The 21,317-nt window shown below is 60.0% G+C and carries 8 protein-coding genes and 1 pseudogene; 2 read left to right on the top strand and 7 right to left on the bottom strand.

Annotated elements, in window-relative coordinates:
• Positions 1-58: 58 nt before the first annotated feature.
• Both V8J88_RS01235 and V8J88_RS01230 read right to left on the bottom strand, forming a co-directional pair.
• Entirely contained in the window at positions 59-7,498 is a 7,440-nt protein-coding gene (locus V8J88_RS01235; protein ID WP_338847324.1) for an AAA family ATPase, read from the bottom strand.
• Entirely contained in the window at positions 7,495-11,826 is a 4,332-nt protein-coding gene (locus tag V8J88_RS01230) for a response regulator (RefSeq protein WP_338847323.1), read from the bottom strand. The genes V8J88_RS01235 and V8J88_RS01230 overlap by 4 nt, the downstream gene beginning before the upstream one ends.
• A gap of 200 nt (positions 11,827-12,026) precedes the next feature.
• On the opposite strand from V8J88_RS01230, the gene V8J88_RS01225 reads away from it, so the two are divergent.
• Positions 12,027-14,633 carry a zinc-dependent metalloprotease gene (locus V8J88_RS01225; protein ID WP_338847322.1) on the top strand — a complete coding sequence of 869 codons (2,607 nt, stop codon included), beginning with the start codon at positions 12,027-12,029 and terminating at the stop codon, positions 14,631-14,633.
• A gap of 314 nt (positions 14,634-14,947) precedes the next feature.
• Here V8J88_RS01225 and V8J88_RS01220 read toward each other — a convergent pair whose 3' ends face one another.
• Both V8J88_RS01220 and V8J88_RS01215 read right to left on the bottom strand, forming a co-directional pair.
• Positions 14,948-16,348: a DUF1501 domain-containing protein gene (locus tag V8J88_RS01220; RefSeq protein ID WP_338847321.1), complete on the bottom strand. Its 1,401-nt coding sequence runs from the start codon at positions 16,346-16,348 to the stop codon at positions 14,948-14,950.
• Between the two features lie 9 nt (positions 16,349-16,357).
• Complete coding sequence (locus V8J88_RS01215; protein ID WP_338847320.1) at positions 16,358-17,935, bottom strand: DUF1800 domain-containing protein; 1,578 nt, start codon at positions 17,933-17,935, stop codon at positions 16,358-16,360.
• A gap of 364 nt (positions 17,936-18,299) precedes the next feature.
• Between V8J88_RS01215 and V8J88_RS01210 the strand changes: the two genes are divergently transcribed.
• Positions 18,300-19,034 carry a glycosyl hydrolase 108 family protein gene (locus V8J88_RS01210; RefSeq protein WP_338847319.1) on the top strand — a complete coding sequence of 245 codons (735 nt, stop codon included), beginning with the start codon at positions 18,300-18,302 and terminating at the stop codon, positions 19,032-19,034.
• Between the two features lie 195 nt (positions 19,035-19,229).
• Here V8J88_RS01210 and V8J88_RS01205 read toward each other — a convergent pair whose 3' ends face one another.
• The 3 genes and pseudogenes from V8J88_RS01205 to V8J88_RS01195 all read right to left on the bottom strand — a co-directional run bounded on the left by V8J88_RS01205 (position 19,230) and on the right by V8J88_RS01195 (position 21,279).
• A complete protein-coding gene (locus V8J88_RS01205; RefSeq protein WP_338847318.1) occupies positions 19,230-20,378 on the bottom strand; it encodes an HD domain-containing phosphohydrolase in 1,149 nt (382 codons plus the stop codon).
• Positions 20,379-20,704: 326 nt separating this feature from the next.
• Positions 20,705-20,827, bottom strand: a pseudogene (locus tag V8J88_RS01200) (IS5/IS1182 family transposase); the annotation flags it as partial.
• A gap of 125 nt (positions 20,828-20,952) precedes the next feature.
• Positions 20,953-21,279, bottom strand: coding sequence for a hypothetical protein (locus V8J88_RS01195; protein WP_338847317.1), 327 nt, complete (start codon positions 21,277-21,279; stop codon positions 20,953-20,955).
• Between the last annotated feature and the right edge of the window lie 38 nt (positions 21,280-21,317).

Below are 21,317 nucleotides of genomic sequence, written 5' to 3'. Positions count from 1 at the left end.
TCGAGTCTGACCCCATTGATTTTGTGACCCCATTGATTTTGGTCGCTGCTGCCGCGCGTCATGGCGCCAAACATGCCAGCGCCGCATCAAAATCAAATTGCTGTAAAGCTGCTTCCAATGCGGCGCATTGCGGCAAGGTGGCGAAGGCGCTGCGCTGTTCGGTGAAATAGGCTGGCGCGTCTGCGCTGCCTTCTTGCAAGAGGCGGCGCAACTCGGCTTGCGCTTGCGCCGGCGCAATGCTCTGAGCGACAGCCTCAGCGCTGACCGGCGGTTGCTGCGCGGCCAGCCAGGCGTCAATCTGCGGCAGCAAATCTTGCAATTGCGCCGCCAAAGCTTGCACATCGTCGGCAATCTCATGCTCATCCAAATGCGGGGCTTGTAAGCGGTATTCCAGTTGCCGCGCAGCGGCGGACAGGGCGTCGGCGCCGATATTGCCGGCCACCCCGCGCAGGCTGTGCGCCAGGCGCGCGGCTTCGGCGCGGTGGCCTTGCGCCAGTTCGGCGCGCAACTCGTCAATACAACCACGCTGACTGTCGGCAAAGCGGCGCAATAATTGCAGATACAGACTGCGCCGCCCCGCCACGCGGGACAGGCCGGCTTGCAAATCAATGCCGCGTAAGTCCGGCCAGGGCGGGGCCACGGCTTTTGACGCGCGCACAGGTTTGGCGCCGCGCGGCACCGCCGCCGGCAACCAGCGCGCCAGCAATGCATACAATTGCTCCGGGTCAATCGGCTTGGTGAAATAGTCTTGCATACCTTCGCGCAGACAGCGCTCGCGCACTTCCGCCACTGCATGCGCGGTCATCGCCAGCACCGGCACATCCTGGAATGCGGTTTCCTGGCGCAGGGCCAGGATAGCCTGGTGGCCATCCATTTCCGGCATTTCCAAATCCATCAAGACCAGATCAAAGCCTTGCGGCCCGGCGGCCAGCAGGCAATCCAGCGCGATGCGGCCATTTTCCGCCACCCTGACCTCGACCCCGACTTCTTGCAAGAGTTCAAGCGCAATTTGCTGATTGATTTCATTGTCTTCCGCCAGCAGAATGCGCGCGCCGCCGAAATAGTGCTGGCTTGGGCTGCGCGCGCCGCTGCGCAGTCGCGGGCGTGGCGCCAGCAAACTGAGCAAGGCGTCTTGCAATTGTTTGCGCGCAAACGGTTTGCACAAACTCAGCAGGCCGGCTTGCTCGGCGGCGCGCAAAGCCTGTTCCTGGCCGGCGCAGGCCAGCATCAAAATGCGCGGCGGACTCGCTTCTTGCGCCTGCGCCGCCTGCGCCAGTTGCAAGCCGCTGTCTTCGCCCAGACAGACATCGCACAGCAGCAATTGAAACGGGTCGCCGCTGGCGCTGGCCACGCGCAGCGCCAGCAAGGCGGCGCTCAGATTGTCCGCCGCCTCCACCCGCAAGGGCCAGGCGGATAAGGCTTCTTGCAAGGCGCCGCAAGAACGCGGATTGGGGTCGGCCAGCAAGACCCGCGCACCATGCAAATCGGGCGGCAATTGCACATGGCTGACGCTATCCACCGTCTGCAACGGCAAGGTGAAATAAAAGGTCGAACCATGGCCGGGATTGCTTTGCACGCCGATGCTGCCGCCCATTAATTGCACCAGATGGCGCGAAATCGACAAACCCAAGCCGGTGCCGCCATATTTGCGGGTGGTTGAACCGTCGGCCTGGGAAAAGGCTTGGAACAGGCGCGCCTGTTGTTCCGCGCTGATGCCAATCCCGGTGTCGCGCACCGCAAAGCGCAGCTGCAAGACCTGGCCGGCCTGCTGCTGCGCCGCCGCCGCCAGTCCGCTCATGCGCACTTCCAGCCAGACTTCGCCGCGCTCGGTGAATTTGATCGCATTGTTTACCAGATTAATCAATACCTGTCCCAAACGTAAGGGATCGCCCTGCAGCCGCTGCGGCACATGGCGTTCGATATGAAACAGATAGCTGAGGCCTTTTTCACCGGCGCGCTGGCTGGTGACGCTGGCCACATTCGCCAGCACATCATCGAGTTCAAACCCGGTTTGCTCGATTTCCAGGCGGCCCGCTTCGATTTTGGAAAAATCCAGAATGTCGTTAATGATTCCCAGCAGGGACAGGCCGGCGCGATGAATTTTGCCTAAATAATCCTGTTGCTTGGGATTGAGTTCGGTGCGCAGGGCCAGATGCGCCATGCCGATAATCGCATTCATCGGGGTGCGGATCTCGTGGCTCATATTGGCCAGGAATTCCGATTTCAGGCGGGTTGCGTCTTCCGCTTTTTGTTTGGCCTGGCGCAAGCGCTCTTCGTTTTCCTGCAGGGTTTTATTGGCGCGCGCCAGTTCGCCGGTCTGTTGCCGCACTTGCTGTTCCTGCAAGCGCAATTGCGCTTCGGTTTCGCGTAAAGCCGCCAGCGCCTGCTCGACTTGCGAATACGCCAGGGCGTTATCCAGCGCCACGGCGGCATAGGCGGACAGGGTTTGCAGCATATCGATATGGATGCGGCGGTACACATGCTTGCTGTAGCTCTGCACCCCGATCATGCCCAGCACCCGTTCTTGCAACACCATCGGCACCAGCAGCAGGGCTTGCGGCATCGAGCGCACGCCGAGTTTTTGCGCGCGCTGCCAGGCCGCTTCCGGGTCGCGCACATACAGCTTGGCTTCCTGTTCGATGTCATTCACAAACACCACGCCGCGCTCACGCACGCACCAGACCGCCGGCAAATCATCTTCCATGCTGCAGCTGTAGGCCGGCAGAAAATTGCCGAGGTGGATATTGAAAGGAAATTCGAGGCGGTTTTGTTCTTCCTGCACAAAGCCGACCACGAAATTCGAGGCTTCCATCAAGTCATTCACATGGCGGTACAGGGTTTTGACGATATCGGCGCGATGCAGGCTGGCGGTCAGTTCGCGGCCGATTTCCGACATTACCGAAATATTTTTGTGCGCCAATTCGACTGATTCTTTTTGCTGTTCGACTTCCTGCTTTTGCCGCAGCATTTCCAGGGTGCGCTCGTGTATGGTCACTTCCAGCTGGTCGCGGTGTTCCTGCAAGGCGGCTTCGGCGCGTTTGCGGTCGGCGTTTTCGAGTTGCAGATTGCGGTACAGGGTGGCGTTTTCAATCGAGATGGCGGCTTGTGAGGCGAGCAGTTCCAGCACTTCCAGCCGGCCCGGGGTGAACACGCCGGGAGTCAAACGGTTTTCCAGATACAGCAGGCCGACCAGCTTCATTTGTTTGAGCAGGGGCAGGCAGAGCACAGATTTGGGACGCATGCGGTACAAATAACTGTCTTCGGAAAACTGGCTGTGTTCCGAGGCGTCATCAAGCAACACGCGTTCACTGGTGCGCATCACATATTGAATCAGGCTGAGCGGCAATTTATCGCTTTGCTGCAGCGGCAAATGCAGGTTCTGTACGCTCAGTCCTTCTTGCGTGGTGCTGGCTTCGGCCACAATCTGACAGCTGCCGGCCTGCGGCAAAATCAGCAGGCCGCGCCCGGCTCCGGCGTTTTCCAGCACGATTTTGAGCAGGGATTGAATCAGCGCGTCCAATTCCATCACGCCGGACACCACTTGCGATGCTTTCAGCACAGACAGCATATCGAGCTGGGCTAAGCGGGTGCCGGCAGCGGTGCCGGCGGCTTGTTGCGCGCTCAGGGCGGCGCGCGCCTCCAGCCAGGGAAAGCGCGCGCCCAATTCGCGCACCTTGCCATCCGCGCCCAGATGCTGCCAGGCGGCGCGTGCTTCGCGCAAATAATTGTGGGCGATTTTTTCGTGATCAAGCTGGTGGTAATACACCGCCGCCCGCTCATACGTCAGCGCTTCCACCACATGAAATTTAGCGCTTTGCGCGGCGTCAATCGCGGCGTCATAGGCGCGCATGGCGGGCAGTTGACGCCCTTCCAGGCGTGCGATTTCAGCTTGCAGCAGCAGGTGGCGGGCTTGGAAATTGTGCGGACAGTGTTGCGCCCAGACGCCCAGGCGCGCTTCAATCTCATGCAATTGCGCCAGCGTTTGCGGATCTGTCCCGCGCTGCTCCTGGCAGGCGCACAAAGCCAGCGCCAGATAGGAATAATGGGTGGTTTCTGAATAAGTGGCGCGTAAAAAATGCATGCCTTGCGCCGCCTGGCGCGCCGCTTCCAGCGATTGCTGATAGCGCCCGAAGTGATAATGCAAAACCTGCTGCACCAGATAAAACAAGGTCAGTCCGGGGCCGTAGGCGGCTTCGGTGAATTCGCGCAGCGCGCGCTGGCTGTCATATTGCGCATCATCCAAGCCGCCCGGGCTGTCAGTGGCGCCGGCCAGCGCTTTGCATAATTGGCGGTACATGCGCAGCAGGCGGTCGGGCCAGCGGCTTTGATTGTGTTTTTCCGATGCGATGTATTTTTCGCAGATCTGGCGGCAGTGTTCCAGGTTATCGGTTTGTTCCAGCAGCATCACCAGGATATGCGGCGCACAATAGCCGGCCATCGCCATATTCCCGGCTTCCATGCAGCGGATATAGGCTTGCTCCAGCAGCTCGATGCTGTTGGCCAGCGGTTTGCGCCAGCTGCTGAAAAATGCGCCGTGGGTAAACAGCAGGCGTCCGCTGCGCACTTGTTCCGGATAGCGCTGATACAGCGCCAGCGCCATATCCGCCAGCGCCACCGCCTGCTCAATCTGGCCGCGCTGCACCAGTAAAATGCCATATCCCATATAGGCTGAACAACCGGCTTCGCTGTTGCCGTATTGCAGCAGCAGGGCCATCGCTTTCACGCTCAAATATTGATACAGCATGGGGCTGACGTTCCAGGCGATGGCGCGCACTTCCGCCAGCAATTCCAGCACCATGCGGATTTCCTCATCCTGCATTTGCGGCAAGGCGGCCAGGCTGGCGATATCGCAATCGGCCAGTTGCGCGTCCAGCGCGGCCTGTTCGTGCGCGAGCGCCTGGGCGAGCACGCTATCCTGTCCCGCCATGCAGCCAATCTCAAATTCCTGCAGGATTTGCAAGGCGACTTGCAGCGCTTCGGCAAAGCGCGCCGAGAGCTGGTACAGCTTGACGCGCAAGGTGGCGATGCGCACCCGCTGCAAGCGGTCGGGCGCATGCGCGTGCATCTCATGGAAAAACTGTTCCACCAGCCCGGTGTGGCCGAGCTGGTATTCACATTCGCAGCGCAGGAATAAAAGCGCCATCTGATCGTCATACGCCTGGCTCCATGGATCAGGCGGCATCAGACTGGCGGCCAGGCGCAGATAATCGACGGCGGCGGCGTAGGCGATGGCGTCGCGCGCTTTTTTGCCAGCCAGGAAATTGAGCTGGCATAACAGTCTTTTTTCCTGTTCCGCGCTGACCAGCTCCAAGCCGGCATTGCAGTGGTTGACGATGTGGAAGATTTCTTCTTCGATTTGCTGCGTGCTGCCGGCGCCGGCCAGGAGGCGTCCGATTTGCAAGTGCAGGCCGGGCAATTCCTGCGGCGATAATAATTGCACCGCCGCCTCTTGCACGCGGTCATGCGCAAACACATACTGATTGCGCTGGCGCAGCAGCAAACCGGCCTGCTCCAGCGCCTGCGCGCAATGGCGCACGCGCTCCAGGCTCATGCCGCTCAATCGCGCCAGCAGGGCATGCGGGACTTGATGGCCAATGCAGGCGGCCAGCGCCAGCAGGCGCGCTTGCGGCGGCCCCAGGCGCGCCAGTTTTTCACTCAATAATTGGCGCGCGCCGGCCGCTTCATCCACATTGCGCGGCGGCGGATAGCGTTGCTCAATTGCGCTCAGATCCCAGCGCCAGCAGGCCAGTTCAGCTTCGTAATACAGGAGCTTTTCTTCGTCCAGGGTGCGCAAAAATTCAATCGTGAAATACGGATTGCCGGCGCTTTTGCCATACACCAGTTGCGCCAGCGGGGCGCATGCGTTGTGCGGGCAATGCAGGCTGGCGGCGATGAGTTCCTGCACTTCTTGCAAGCTGAGCGGGCTTAGGCGCACATGGCTCAGGCGGGCGCCCTGGCGGCGCGCATGGCGCATGCGCGCCAAGGTCAGACTGAGCGGATGGGCCGGCCCGGCCTCTTCTTCGCGAAACGCGCCGATCAGCAGCACATGGCGCGGCGTATTGTGGGCCACGATGTCGGCCAGCAATTTCAGGGTGGCGCCATCGACCCATTGCAAATCATCCAAAAACAGCAGCAAGGGATGGTGCGGGGTGGCAAAAACGCTTAAAAACTGGCGGAACACATTTTGAAAGCGGTTTTCCGCTTCCACCGGCGGCAAGGCCGGCGGGGCCGGCAGTTCGCCGCAAATAAAGCGCAGTTCCGGCGCCAGCTCCAGCATCAGGCCCAGGTTCGATCCAAGTCTTTGTTGCAATTGCAGGCGGTAGTGCTGCACCTCGTCTTCGCTCATGCACAGCAATTGGCGCACCAGCACGCTGAACGCCTGTCCCAGAATCGCATACGGAATGCTGCGCTGGAATTGCTCGAATTTGCCTTCCAAAAACCAGACGCGCGGTTGCAGCGCGACTTTGTGCAATTCATTGATCAAGGAAGATTTGCCGCTGCCCGAACTGCCTGAGACGAGCAACAGCTCGGGGTTGCCGCTGTTTAAGACGCGCTGCAGGGATTGCTGCAGCTGGCGGCTTTGCTGCTGCCGGCCAACCAGATTTTCCGCCACGCACAGCCGCAGCGGCGCATCGTGCTGTCCCGGCGCAAACATTGGAATCGCGCCGCGCGTCTGCCACTCTTGCAGGCAGCGGCGCAAGTCGTATAACAGTCCGGCTGCGCTCTGGTAGCGTTGCTGGGCGTCTTTTTCCAGCAATTTCATGACGATTTGCGAAAGCGCCAGCGGCAACACGGCTTGCCGTTTATGCGGCGGCACGGGGCTGCGCGCGACATGGCAATGCACCCATTCCAGCGCATCGCCGGCTTCAAACGGCAGGCTGCCGCTCAACATGCGGTAAAAAATCACGCCCAGGGCATATAAGTCGCTGCGCGCATCAATGCAGCGGTTCATGCGTCCGCTTTGCTCCGGCGCCATATACGCGAAATTGCCGGGCAATTCCTGCAGCGGTAAATATTCCTGCCGTTCGCGCGGCAGGCGGCTGGCCAGGTGAAAGCCGAGCAGACAGGCCTGGCCGCTGCGCTGATCCACCAGAATATGCGCCGGACACAGGCTTTTGTGCACGATGTCAGCCTGATGCACGCTGCGCAATGCTTTGGCGATGCCGCAGGCGATGCGTAATGACTGTTCCAATGGCAGCGCTTCTTGCAGCAGGGATTCCAGGGTCGGCAGACCGGGGTCTTGCAACACCAGCGTGGGCGCGCCTTCATACAGGCAGACGGCGCGCGGCAGGGCGACGCTTTTTTCCGGCAAGCCGGCGCATAAGCCGATCTGCTGGCGCAATTGATCGATTTGCAGCAGCGCATCGCCGCTATTGCGGTCTTGCAACAGCAGCACGGTATTAATCGGCTGCTGTGCGGCGTCATTGCCGAGCGCGCGCAGAAGACGCACGCCGCCCTCTTCCGCCAAGACTTGCAAAAGCGTGTATTCGGCGCTCATGCGCATTCCCGGTCCGGGCCAAGCAAACGCGCCGCATCTTCAAAGCGGTAGCTGCGCAACATTTGCGCGCATTGGCTCAAATGCGTGTGCTCCATGATCTGCGCCAGTTGCGGGCGCAGGCGTTCAAAGCAGGCCAGCGCATCGCTGCTGCCTTCGTGCAGCAGGCGCAACATTTCCACACGCGCTTGTTGCGGGTCGCATTCACAGGCTTCGGGCGGCAGATTGGCCAACCCCTGCAGCGCCTGCTGCATGGCTTCGCGCAATTGGCGCATCAAGCCGCCGCTGCCTTCCAGATGTGAGGGGTCTTCCAGACTATGCTCCAGCACGCCGGCGGCTTGCGCCACTTGCAAGGCGCCCAGATTCGCCGCCACCCCGCGCAGGCTGTGCAACAGGCTGCGCACCTGGCTTAACTGGCCGGCGGCGAACAGCATGCCGAGTTGCGCCATCGTGCCCTGATGGCTGTCAGCGAAGCGGCGCAATAATTGACGATACAGTTTTTGATTGCCGCCGACTTGCTGCAAACCGGCCTGGCGATCGAACCCTGGCAAGTCCGGCAAATCTTGCGCGCAGTGCGGCGCCGGCGCGCTCTGCGGCAGACTGAGCGGTGCGGCTGACAGCCAGCGCGCCAGGGTGGCGTAGAGTTGTTCCGGATCCACCGGCTTGGATAAATAGTCTTGCATGCCCTCTTGCAAACAGCGCTCGCGCACTTCGGTCAGCGCATGCGCGGTCATGGCGATGATGGGCAGCGCGCTGTATTCGGGGTCGCGCCGGATCGCCAGGGTGGCGGCGTGGCCGTCCATTTCCGGCATTTCCAAATCCATCAAGACCAGTTTGAAAGCGTGCGGCCCGGCGGCGCGCAATTTTTCCAGCGCTTCTTTGCCATTATTCGCCAGCACCGTGCTCAAGCCCATGCCTTCGAGCAGTTCGACGGCGATTTGCTGATTGATTTCATTGTCTTCCGCCAGCAAGACGCTGGCCGGGGCCAGGCGCGCCGGGGCCGGGTGATTCGCCCCGCGCTGGTGCGGCGCAAACACCGAGGCCAAGGCCTGTTGCAAGAGTGAGAAATTGAGCGGCTTGAAAATGCAGGCGGCCACGCCGGCGGCTTCCGCTTCGCCCTGCACTTCTTCGCGCCCGAAAGCCGTCACCAGCATCACTTCCGGCTTGCGCTGCAAACTTTGGTCTTCGCGGATCTCGCGCGCCAGCGCAATCCCGTCCTGGTCGCGCAAACGGTAATCGGTCAACACCAGGTCATATGGCTGGCCGGACTGATCGGCGCGCGCCAGCGCCAGCAAGGCGCTCTCGGCGTCTTCCACCGCATCGGCCTGTCCCAGCATGGCTTGCAGGTTCTGGCACAGAATTTCGCGCGCCGCTTCATTATCATCCACCACCAGCGCACGCAAGCCGGCTAAGCCTGCCGGCAAGACCCGCAGCTGACTGCCGCTGACGGCAAAGCGCAGGGTGAATTCAAAACTGGAGCCGCGTCCCGGCGTGCTGCGCACGCTGATCATGCCGCCCATTAATTGCACCAGATGCTGGGAAATCGACAAACCCAGCCCGGTGCCGCCATATTTGCGCGTGGTCGAGCCATCGGCCTGGGAGAATGGCTGAAACAGACGCGCCAATTGCTCGCTGCTCATGCCGATTCCGGTGTCATGCACCACAAATTGCAATTCCACCCGGTCTTCACTGCGGCTGCGCTGCCGGATCGCCAGGCGCACTTCGCCGCTGTGCGTGAATTTGATCGCGTTATTCGTCAAATTGATCAGCACCTGTCCCAGCCGCAAGGGATCGCCCTGCAATTGGCGCACCACATCCGGGGCCACGTCAAACAGATATTCCAAGCCTTTTTCCGCCGCTTTCTGGCTTGATACGCTGGCCACATTGGCCAGCACGTCGTCGAGCGAAAACGGGCTGGCGTCGATTTCCAGATGGCCGGCTTCGATTTTGGAAAAATCCAGAATGTCGTTAATAATCCCCAGCAGGGACAGGCCGGCGGTGTGGATTTTGTTCAGATAATCCTGTTGCTTGGGGGTCAGGCCGGTGCGCAGGGCCAGATGCGCCATGCCGATCACCGCATTCATCGGGGTGCGGATCTCATGGCTCATATTCGCCAGGAATTCCGATTTGAGGCGGGTAGCCTCTTCCGCTTTTTGCTTGGCCTGGCGCAGTTTTTCGGCATTTTCCTGCAGCGCGCGATTGGCTTGCGACAGCTTTTCCGCGTGCTGGCGCACTTGCCGCTCTTGCGCCATCAATTTGCTTTCGGTCTGGCGCAGAGCGTCCAGCGTATCGGCCAATTGCTGATACGCGTGCGCATTGTCGAGCGCAATCGCGCCGTATGCGCACAGGCTGCGGAAAATCATGCGTTCCCGTTCGCCATAAGCATGCCGGCGCGGTGATTGAATCGTCATCACGCCCAGCACGCGTTCGCCCACCATCAGCGGCGCAAACAGGGCGGACAGGCAAATCAGGGTGCCCGGAATATGGGTTTCCTGCATGCTGTCGGCGTCAATCAAAATCTCGCTGCGCTCGCGCACACAGCGCACGGTGAGCGAAGTGGGATGGCTTAATTGCAAAATCGAGGCGGCCAGGGTTTCGCCGGCTTCAATATCAATTGCGCTGACCAAGCGTTCGCCATCCGGCTCCATCAGATAAATCGCGAATGCGGTGGCGTCCAGCAGGCTGTGCACATGGCGGTTGAGCGCATCGAGCACCGCATTCAAATTCAGCTGGGCCGTGATTTCCTGTCCGATCGCGCCCAGATTGGCCAGGGTGGCGTTGGTTTGCTGCAGCACTTCGGCGCGGCGCGCCTCGGCTTGCGCCAATTGCTTGTGGTGCACGCTTTCGGTGCGCTCGCGCTCGGTCTGCTGCCGTATCTGAATCGCCAGCGCGCGTTTGCTGGCGTACTGGCTTTGCATTTTCTGGCGCGCTTGAATCGCCAGCAAGCCGGCTTCATATGCTTCTTTCCACGCGCCGACGGCAGCCCAGGCCCGCCCCAGATCCTCATACAGTTCCGCCGGCGGCAAAAAGCCGTCGATTTTGGCGGCGTCTTGCAAGGCCAGTTGCAAATAGTGCAAGGCCGGACTGGGCGCGCTGATCGGCTCATCCGGCGGCAAAGGCCAGGCCGCATGCAATTCCGCCATGCCCCACAATGCGAGCACCTGACGCATCGCCGCATTTTGCTGGCGCGCAATCGCCAGCGCTTCGCGCGCCGCCTTCAAGGCGTCTTCAGGCCGCGCCAGATGTGACAGCGCGCGGGCCTGACCGCGCCAGGCTTCACAAATAAAATCGCGCTGCGAGAGCGCGGTGGCGCGGGTCAGCAATTGGCAAAAATATTCATGTGCGCCCTGCCAGTTTTTACGATCCAGCGCGAGTTGCCCGGCATAGTTCAATGCCAGCGCATAACTGCGCGAGCCGGGCATGGTGGAAAGAATCGACAAAGCCTGGGTTTGCATGCTTTCCGCCGCTTCCAGCCGCCCCAGTTTGCGCAGCGTTTCCGCAGTCTGATTCAAGCAACCGCCGATGCGCGCCGGCCAGCCGGTGCGGCGCGCCAGATCCAGCCCGGTTTGCATCCACTCCAGCGCGCTTTCGTGGTCATTTAAATTATTGAAACTGTCGCCGGTGTTGGTGGCGGAAATAATCGCGGTGCGGATCTGCCCGGTTTGCAGCGACAGATGATGGACTTGCATGCCATAACTGATGGCGCGCCCGAAATCGCCCTTGATCGAGGCAGCGGTGAATTGATAATCGGCGATACAGGCCGCCAGCGCCGGCGGCAGGCCGTCCAGCTCCTGCGGGAATTCCTGCGCCCAGATTTCCTGTGCGCTTGGCAGGTCGCGCAACACCGCCCAGGAAGCGCGCAAGGCGCGCGCCATTTCCGCGCGCATGGTGTCGCCGGCGCGCAACGCCGCCACCGACACTTGTTGCATATGGGAATTGAAATCATCAATCATGCCCTGTTCAGAGCAGATATACGCCAGCAGCCAATGGGCGTCGGCCTCGCCCAGCGCGTCGTTGGTTTCGTAAAAAACCTGCAGCGCCTCATCCGCCTCACTGTGTGCGCGCACCAGTTGCGCGCCCAGCCACAAGCTTTCGGCGCGCACCAGCTGCAGACGCGCGCGCCAGGACTGCGCCTGGCGGTCATCGGCCTGGCAGGCGTCCAGCAGTTGGGCCGCTTGCAGCGCCAGGTTTTGCGCTCTTTGGCTGTCGCGCTGCCGGATCAGCCAGATCAAGTCGATCAAGGGCGGTAATAATTCACCTGGCGTCTCTTGGGCCAATTTCACGCGGGTCTCACAGGCCGCCAATTCTTCGTCAGTCACGAAGATTTCCATCCGCCCTCCCTGTTTGCCGTGCTTGCCGCACGGAACTTTGCCGCCAAAGCGCCATCATAGCCGACCATACCGGCTGCATACTGCCGGATAAAAGAGGCGCCTGCCTCTGTCCGCCAGCGACAGGGTCAAGCATACACTAAACAGAGGGGCCTACACACCGACTGCGGTGCGTCCTGGCATCACATAAAATTCGGATAACAATGAAAAATTCACAATTTGCTTTGTCGGCGCTTGCCGCCAGCTTCTGTCTCGCATTCGCCGCTCACGCCCAGGAAAGTCCGGCCCCGGCGGCTGGCGCCGCCGCTCCCGCCGCTGCAGCGCGCCCGCCAGCCCCCGGCGAAGCCAAGCCGTTCAAAGATGTCATCAAAGACGCCAAAGAGCAAAAAGGCTTTTTCAATGTGTATCAGAAAGACGAAAAAGTCTGGATTGAGATCCGCCCCGAGCAATTCGACAAGCCGTTTTTCTTCAGCGCCAACGTGCCGCACAGCATCGGCGAACGCCGCCTGTACTCCAGCCAGATGGGCCCCTCGCATGTGGTGAGTTTCAAAAAAATCGGCAACACCGTGCAATTGCTGGCGAAAAACACCGAATTCAGCGCCAAACCCGGCACCCCGCAAGCCGTCACCGTGTCGCAGGCGTTTTCTGACAGCCTGATCGGCTCGGCGGCGGTGGCCTCGGCCCCGCATCCGGAGAGCAAGGGCATCCTGATCGATGCCTCGCAACTGCTGTTTGGCGACCTGGTGGGCTATTCCACCATTCTGGAATACGCATTCCGCCTGCCGTTTGCGCCGGATGCGCGCAACTCCAGCTTCAGCCGCGTGCGCAGCGCCGAGGATTTGACCGGTTTCCTGGTCAACACCCATTTCGCCACGCCGCGCATTCCGGCCCCGCCGCTGACCCCGCCGCCGGTGGCGCTGCCGCCGCCGCCGCACACCACGCCCGATCCGCGCAGCATGTTTGTCGGCTTCTACTACAGCTTCCGTCCGCTGCCGGCCAGCCCGATGGCGGCGCGTATCGCGGATGACCGGGTTGGCCATTTCGTCATGACCCAGTACGACTACACCGAAGATCTGAGCCCGAAGGCGGCGCGTCATATGGTCAAGCGCTGGCGTCTGGAAAAGAAAGATCCGCAAGCCGCGCTGTCTGAGCCGGTGACCCCGATCACTTATTGGCTGGATAAAAACATTCCGCACAAATATCGCAAATCAGTCACCGAAGGCGTGCTGGAGTGGAATAAAGCGTTTGAGCGCATCGGCTTCAAGAACGCCATCGTGGTCAAGCAGCAAGCGGATGACGCCGATTTTGACACCATGGACGCCAGCCACGCTTCGATCCGCTGGTTTGTCGGCGCGGATGTCGGCTTCGCCATCGGGCCGTCGCACGCCGACCCGCGCACCGGCGAAATTCTGGATGCGGATATCGGCATGTCCGATGTCTTCACGCGCGGTTCGCGCCGCTTTATCGCGGAAGACAGCATGCCTTTGAATGGCCATGGCAAGCATCAGGAACATTGCCAATATGCACATGGCGCCGCGAATGAAATGGGCTTTGCCATGGGGCTGCTGGAAGCGCGCGGCGAGTTGGAAATGGACAGCCCGAAGGCTGAAGCGCTGGCGCAAGCCTATATGAAAGATGTGATCATGCATGAAGTCGGGCATACGCTCGGCCTGCGCCACAACTTCCGCTCTTCCACCATTTACAGCTTGAAGCAATTGTCGGATCCGAATTTCACCAAACAAAACGGGATGTCCGGTTCGGTGATGGATTACAACCCCTTCAACATCGCCACCAAGGGCGAGCCGCAAGGCGAATATGTGATGTCCACCCTTGGCCCTTACGACTACTGGGCGATTGAATACGCCTATCGCCCGCTGCCGGCGGACAAGGAAAAAGAAGAACTGGCGAAAATCGCCGCCCGTTCGACTGAGCCGCAACTTGCCTACGGCACGGATGAGGATGCCTACACCTGGGCCGCAGACCCGGATGTCAACGTGTTCGATCTGGGCACGGATGCGCTGGGGTATTTCAAGCGCCGCCTGACCAATTCGCGTGAATTGTGGGACCGCCTGCAAAGCAAGCAATTGAAGAGCGGGGAAAGCTATGAAACGCTGCGCCGCAGCTATGAATTCGGTTTTAACCAGTTCGCGCGCGCAATTCCGTCGCTGCTGAAATATGTGGGCGGCGTGACCTTCCTGCGCGACCGCGCCGGCGGCCGCGCCACTTTCACGCCGGTGGATGGCAAACAGCAACGCGAAGCGCTGGCGCTGCTGACCAACAACCTGTTCAAAGCAGACAGCTTCCGCATCACCCCGGAACTGGCGGCGCGCCTGGCCCCGGATCATTTTGAAGATCGCGGCCAGCGTGGCGACATCTCGCTTTCGCGCAGTATTTTGAAACTGCAAGCCGGGGCCTTGGATCAATTAATGGGCGACAGCGTGGCGCTGCGTTTGCTGGATTCGCCGGAAAAAGTGGCGGATGCGAAAAACCTGCTGAGCCTGGCGCAACTGCATGAAACTTTGCAAAACGCGATCTGGTCTGAACTCAAGGGCGGCAAGGATATTCCCGCCTTGCGTCGCAATTTGCAGCGTGAACATCTCAAGCGCCTCGCCAATGCCTTGCTGAAACCGGCCCCCGGCACGCCGGCTGATGCGCGCAGCCTGCAGCGCATGACCGCGCAAAGCCTGCTCAAAGACATCAGTGCGGCAGCGGCGCAAATGAGCAGCAAAGAAGCGCGCGCCCATCTGGCGGAGTGCCAGGCCACCTTGGCCGAAGCGCTCAAAGCCCCGCTGATGCGCGCTGGCGTGTAAGCAATCTGTGTGTGGCAGCCGCTTGCTTGCCAAGCGGCTGAATACGGCGGTCTCCCCTCCCCCGACCGTCGTTGTTTGCGGCATGCTGCGGCATGCCGCTTTTTTTTACTGTGAGGCAATTGCACAAGCAGCGCATCAAATACGCATGGGTAATTTATGCGCCAGGCAAACTTTCCTTCAGCACTGCCGCCGCCCGCGCAATTCACGATACCAATCTGACACACTCCGCATGCAAAAACTGGGCGCTACGACGGCCCTGGCCGCCGCCTCCTTGTTTGACACGCCGCCGCGCCTGAGGCGGCGTGTTCCATGCGTCACACCCTGGTCGCAGTTTTGAACAGGCGCAATGCGTTCAAATCAAAATTGCGCGCATTCGGCAAGACCGTGCCGAGATTACTGGCGGACACGCCAAACCAGGTGGCGATGGCGGCCCCGAGCTGATCCACCGATGTGGTAGGCAGCAAGCGGCCCTGTCCCACATCATCCGGCCCATTCACCGCCACTGCCGGCAATTTGCCATGAATCTGGCGGCCATTGACGGCCCCGCCCATGATGAAATGATGACTGCCCCAGCCATGGTCGCTGCCATCTTCATTCACCGCCAGGGTGCGGCCAAAGTCTGATGCGGTGAAAGAAGTCACGGCGTCATTCAAATTCAACTCTTTCATGGCGGCGTGGAAGCTGGCCATCGCGCTGGCGGTCTGGCGCAGCAGCACCGGGTGCGCCGCAGCCAGATTGTCATGCGTGTCAAACCCGCCCATGGAGACAAAAAACACTTGCCGTTTAGCCCCCAGCTGGCCCCGGTTGGCGATCAGACGCGCCACCTGTTTCAATTGCTGGGCGAGCGGATTGGCGGCCTCGAACACGGTGGTAAACGGCAAGCTGCCATTCGGGTCCAGCACGCTTTTCAAGACCGCATTCCCGGCCAGACTGCGATTGGTGACTTTGACATAGGCGTTTTCCAGCTGATGCGGACGGCTTTGCGTGATCAGGCTGCGCAGGGCCGCACTGGCGCGGGTGGAGCCGTATAAATTGCCTTCCAGCGCGCGCATGCTGAACGCGCCCTGGGTCGAAACAGCATATTGCGAGACTTGATTGCCGCTCAGATACAAGGAATTGCCGGAAATCGACATCGCAGTAAACAAGGAACCGCCATTGCCGGACAGCATCAAATCGCCCATCCGCCCGCCCCAGCCGCTGCCGGCGCCTTCCGGCCGCCCGGCTTGCCAGAAACTTTGCTGGTCGTTGTGTGAAAACAGCTTGGGCGGCAAAGGCACGCTTTGCGCTTTGTACTGCGCCAGGGTGGTCGGCACAATCAGGGTGCCGATATTGGCGATGATGCCGAGATTGCCGGCGTCAAAAATCGGCTTTAAGGCCGCCAGCGCAGGCGCCAGCGCCATTTGCCGCCCGTCCGGCAGGGAATTGGCCGGATTCAAGACGGTGGCGCTCAAATCGCTTTGCCGGTAAGCCAGCTTTTGCCGGATCGCCGCATACGCGTTGTAATTCGCGTTGTCATAGGGTATCAGGGTATTGCCGTAGTCATTCCCGCCTTGCAAAAAAATGCACACCACGGCTTTGTAATCGTTGGCGGTTTGCGCCGCCGCTTCGCCGATTGCCGCCAGATTCAAGGCCCAGGGCGCCGCGCCGGCCAGCATACCGCCCATCATCCCCGAGCGGCGCAGGAATTCGCGCCGTTTGATATCGTTTACGCTCATCACAACTCCTTATTTTTGTACCAGGTATTCGGGGGCGCACATCACCAGCATGATGGCGGCTTTGATGCGGTTGAGGCGATCCGCATCGGTTCTGATGACGATATCGCTGATGCCGTTTTGGATCGTCGCCAGATTGCTGGCCGAAATCTGGCCAGCCGCCAATACCGTATTGAGTTGCGTGGTGAGCGCCACCACATCCGCCGCCAGCGGCAGCCAGGGCGTGTAATCCGGCGTCAAATCGCCGTAGCCGCCATTAATCGCGCGCTGCATGAAATTGGCGTAGCCGATGATGGTCGATTCAGTGGTGATTTGCAGCTCCGGCGCCACCAGGGACGGATCAGTCATCACACCGCTGGGCGGGACATAACCGGGGCGGAAGAAGTTGAACACAGTGGGCGAGCGCAGCGGACTTTGCGCCAGGCCGGAATCCGGGTCGGATGTATTGCGCAAATTCCAATTGCCGCTGGCGGAGACTGCATTAAAGGTGCGCGCCCATTGGAGCAGGCGCAACATCGGTTCACGCAATTTGCCGCTGTAGTTGTTTTGCGGCAGGCTGCGCGCTTCAACGTCAGTCAAAATGGCGCGCAGCACCGCTTTCATATCGCCGCGCACCCCGCTGCCATTGTTGGCGAAGGCTTGCGCCACTCTTTGCACATATGCCGCGCTGGGGTTGCTGCTGACCAGGCGCTGAATCAATTGCCGGCCAATAAAGGGGCCGACATTCGGATGATTGAACAGGGTGTCGAGGGCGATTTTCAAATCGCGCACGCCAGCCCCGGCGCCGCTGTCGGCGGCGATCGTCACGCCTAAAAAGCTCTTGGCTTCAGTGGCGTGGCTGGCGTCGCGCACCACCATTGGCCGGCGCCAGTATTCCGGGCTGGTCGGGGACTGACCATCAAAGCCCCAGCCGGTGAAAACTTTGGCCAGTTCGCTGACATCGCGCAGACCATAACTTTCCAGCGCCTTGCCGCTGGCGTCGGTTTTCACGCTGCCATCCGGGTTCAGCTTGTACAGGCCGATGCTGAACAACTGCATGATTTCGCGCGCAAAATTTTCATCCGGCTGGCGGCCGGTGGCGGGATTGCCTTTTTGATTGCCGCGCGTGCCCAAATACACGCCCATCACCGGGGACAGGGTGACAGCCTCCAGCAAAGCGCGGAAATTACCGAAGGCATGAGCAGCCAGCATGTCCATATAGCCGGCGGCGCCATAGCCGCTCCACAAACTGGTCACGCTGACCATGGAGACCACAAAAATTTCAGACAGCGCCAGCGCCACGCGTTGCCGCAATACGTCGGGGGAACGCATCAGCTTACGCCACAACACGGCTTCAGCGCCATTGTGCACCGAGGGGTTGGAAGAAGTCGCGGCATAGCCTTTAGACAACATCCAATCCCAGTAGCCGATGTCGGTGCTCATGGCGAATTGCTCATTCAGCCAGGCGTCATAGCCTTTGGCTTTCAAATTGGCGATTGATTTGGCGTCGCCGCCAAAGGCCGCCTGCGCCAAAAAACGCGCCGCTTCCGCATCGTTTGCGGGTGTCGCAAGGCGGACTGGCGCTATACGGGGGGTAATACCATTTGTCATTATCAGTCCTATGGCAAGAGTGGGACATGCCCGCCTGATCAAGGCGGACAAGCAGGGGTTCGCTTTATCAGCGAAGCAAAACCATACTCCAATTATTTAAAAAACAAGTTTTGATGTTACAAAAGTTAACATTATCGTTAAAATGTTTCCTAATAGAAAATTTACTTGCAAGAAATGTCAGCGCTTCCATTTCACAAACTTTGCGCATGCCGATTGCCAGTCAAGGCCGGCATGGGTAGAGTATGGAAAAACCCGGCGCTGCCGGCCGCACATGCCGCCCGGGTTTGCATGCGCAGCACAAGAATGCCGTCCCCCACATGCCCGCACGCGGGCGACACCTCATCAACCACACAGGAGCGCACAGATGGAAGCTGATTTTGAAACAGCATTGCAATTGGTTTTGGTGCATGAAGGCGGCTTTTCCAATCATCCGCAAGACCCGGGCGGCGCGACCATGAAGGGCGTGACATTGCAGGTTTTTCAAAGCTATTTCGGCGCGGACAAAACGGTGGATGATTTGAAAAACATCAGCCAGGCCCAGCTGGAACAGATCTACCGCAGCGGCTATTGGGATAAATGCAGCGGCGACGCCTTGCCCGCCGGCTTGGATTACGCCATGTTTGATTTCGCCGTGAATTCCGGCCCGGGTCGGGCGGTCAAGTTTTTACAGAAAATTCTCGGCGCGCAGCAGGATGGCGCAATGGGCCCGGCCACTCTGTCCCTGGTGGCGGCGGCCAACCCTGCAGACATGATTAATCAGCTGTGCGATGCGCGCCAGGCGTATCTGGAAAGCCTGTCCACTTTCGCCACCTTCGGCGCCGGATGGAGCAAGCGGGTGCGCGATGTGCGGCAGCAGGCTTTGGATATGCTGGGCGGCAATGCCCCGGCCAGCCAGGCGGCGCCAAGCCTGGTCACAGTGCGGCTGGGCTCCAGCGGGGACAGTGTGCGGGCCTTGCAAAGCGCGCTCGGGATTGCGGTGGACGGCCAATTCGGGCCGCAAACCGAAGCAGCGCTCAAGGAATACCAGGCCAGCCATGGCTTGACGGCTGACGGCATTGCCGGACGCAACACCTGGCGCGCGCTGGGCTTGATGGCATAAGGCCGGGCCGGCGCTGGCATTATCCGGCGCCGGCTGGCGCGGTGTTACGCCGCAACCGCAAGCCTGATCAGCCTGCTGGCAGAGCGCTTCACGCGGCGCATGTTTGCCTCATACGGCGCGGCAAAAAACGCTTGCCGCATCAAGACTTTCTGCTCATCTTGAAAGCGGATCAAACAGCAGATTGCGCGCAGCGCCTTAATCGCTGGCTAACTGTCCCCAGATTTGCTTCATATGAAAACGGATGTCAACTTCATCCTGATGCAAGCAATGATGAATCTCAAATGGGCCGCTGTTGCAGACCCGCTCCAGATTTTGATACAGCACGGCATGCCCGGCGGCGTCAAACAGAATGTGCGCGCGCTGGTCTTGCGCCGCCTGATGCGAGACCACCCCGGTTTCGCCATTCGCCAGACGCACCAGGGCGCCGGGCGGATACGGCCCGAGTTCGCGCGCTAAAACCTGCCAGATGCGGGTATCTTGCGGGTGGCCGGTTTGCAAGGCTTGCAAAGCCATATCGGGCCGCATGCAACGGCGGTAATTGCGCGCCGACACTTGCGCGCAATAGCGGTCGCACATGGCCAGCAGTCGCGCCGCATACGGCACCTGCTTTTCTTCCAAACCATAGGGATAGCCGCTGCCGTCTTCCACTTCGTGATGGTGCAACACGCAATCAATCCACAGCACATCGGTCACGCCGGCAGTGTGCAAAATCGCCACGCTGCGCTCCGGATGGTCTGCAATCGCCTGTTTTTCCAGCTCAGACAAGGCATTGCGGGTTTGCAATTGCTCGTGGATATCGAGCATGCCGATATTCATGGTCAGCGCGGCGCAGGCGATGGAAATGCATTCCGCCTCGCTCATGCCATCGGCGCGCGCAATAATCAAGGTCAGGAGGGCGGTTTCAATGCAATGCCGGATCGCATACGCGCCGGCGATCTGTTTTAAGAAAATACAGCCCAGCGCAATATCGCGCTGCACATCAAGCGCGGCTTGTAATTGCGCCACAATGGCGCGGATTTTGTGCGCCGCTTTGGGCGCGGCGGCCAGGTCTGGCAGCAATTGCTCCAACTGGTCATTGCAGGCATTGATGGTTTGCAACACAGAATGAATTTCAAGCACTTCCAGGCCGCCGCTGGCCGGCCCTGCCACAGCGGAGGCATCACCGGCCATGCCACCCGGCGGCGCATGGGCAAACAAGCCCTCTTCAGCCAGCGCCACCAGCTCCGCCGCGTCAATCAGAAATTCGCCGGCTTGCATCACCTGACGGCCAGCAGCGTCGTACACATCCCACATCAGCGCGTGGGCAAATTCCAGATCCGCCAAGCTAATCCGCTTTTCACTCATATCCGGCTCCATCCTGCGTGACAGCAACGGGAAGACGCCTGCGGCTGCATTGTTTAGGCGTGGGCACAGGCTGTTTGAGTATATCGGAATTTTTCGGCCGCGCTGCAGTGCCGGTCTGATACCTGGAACGGAGATTGCAGAGCCGCCACAGATAAGCAGGACTGGAGGATATGCCGGTACTGGTGCGGGCTGAGGTGCGAAATGCGCCCTGCCGAGCCAAGCTGCACCAGCCATGCTCCGGCAGGGGAATTTTTGGCGCAGGCTGTGCAAATGGGCTTTGTTGCGCAAATAAAGTCAGCGCATAAAAGCCCATATTCAAAACAGATTCAGGGCATGGCCACCGTGGTGGACACGCCCAGGCGGGTGAAGCGATTGAGGATGGCAGCGCGTACTTGCAACTCGACGAGCTGCCGCTCGAAGTCGCGCGCCATCAGCCTTTCAGCCAGGAGAATGTGCGTACCGCCATGGACAGATGAAAAAAGGCAAAAAAGCCCGGCATGCCGGGCTTTGGAATCAATTCGGCAGCGTTACAGGGCAAACAATTTTTCTGCGCCGGGCCGCCAAATTGAAATGTTTAATGGATAAAACCACTGCTCCACTCTTCAACCACAGAGTACTTTCCGCATGTTCCCAACCCCTCTGCAGTGATCTTGGCATTGGCGGCTTTAGCCTGCATCACCATCGCGTACACTTCACGTCCTGATGCTTTTGCCAGATCAAATGACAGCGCATTCTTTTTCGTAGCGCAAGTTGAATTCACCAGATTTTCGGTAAAAACCACAAACCCGCGCCCATCCGCATCCACCCGGATTTCGCTGACAGTGCCAGCAGTAATTGAAGCTGCGGCTTGCGCCTGTATGCAACATACTCCCAGGAGTGCTGCAAAAAACCATGATTTCATTCTCTTATCCTTCACCGATTATCCTCATTCAAGCGGGG

This window comes from Massilia sp. W12 (genome assembly GCF_037300705.1).
Classification (GTDB): domain Bacteria; phylum Pseudomonadota; class Gammaproteobacteria; order Burkholderiales; family Burkholderiaceae_D; genus JACPVY01.
This window is presented reverse-complemented; position numbering and strand designations above follow the sequence as displayed.

Excerpts from the sequence above, each read along its gene's own strand:
- V8J88_RS01235 (WP_338847324.1), bottom strand. The coding sequence starts at position 7,498 with ATGAGCGCCGAATACACGCTTTTGCAAGTCTTGGCGGAAGAGGGCGGC.
- V8J88_RS01230 (WP_338847323.1), bottom strand. The coding sequence starts at position 11,826 with ATGGAAATCTTCGTGACTGACGAAGAATTGGCGGCCTGTGAGACCCGC.
- V8J88_RS01225 (WP_338847322.1), top strand. The coding sequence starts at position 12,027 with ATGAAAAATTCACAATTTGCTTTGTCGGCGCTTGCCGCCAGCTTCTGT.
- V8J88_RS01220 (WP_338847321.1), bottom strand. The coding sequence starts at position 16,348 with ATGAGCGTAAACGATATCAAACGGCGCGAATTCCTGCGCCGCTCGGGG.
- V8J88_RS01215 (WP_338847320.1), bottom strand. The coding sequence starts at position 17,935 with ATGACAAATGGTATTACCCCCCGTATAGCGCCAGTCCGCCTTGCGACA.
- V8J88_RS01210 (WP_338847319.1), top strand. The coding sequence starts at position 18,300 with ATGGAAGCTGATTTTGAAACAGCATTGCAATTGGTTTTGGTGCATGAA.
- V8J88_RS01205 (WP_338847318.1), bottom strand. The coding sequence starts at position 20,378 with ATGAGTGAAAAGCGGATTAGCTTGGCGGATCTGGAATTTGCCCACGCG.
- V8J88_RS01195 (WP_338847317.1), bottom strand. The coding sequence starts at position 21,279 with ATGAAATCATGGTTTTTTGCAGCACTCCTGGGAGTATGTTGCATACAG.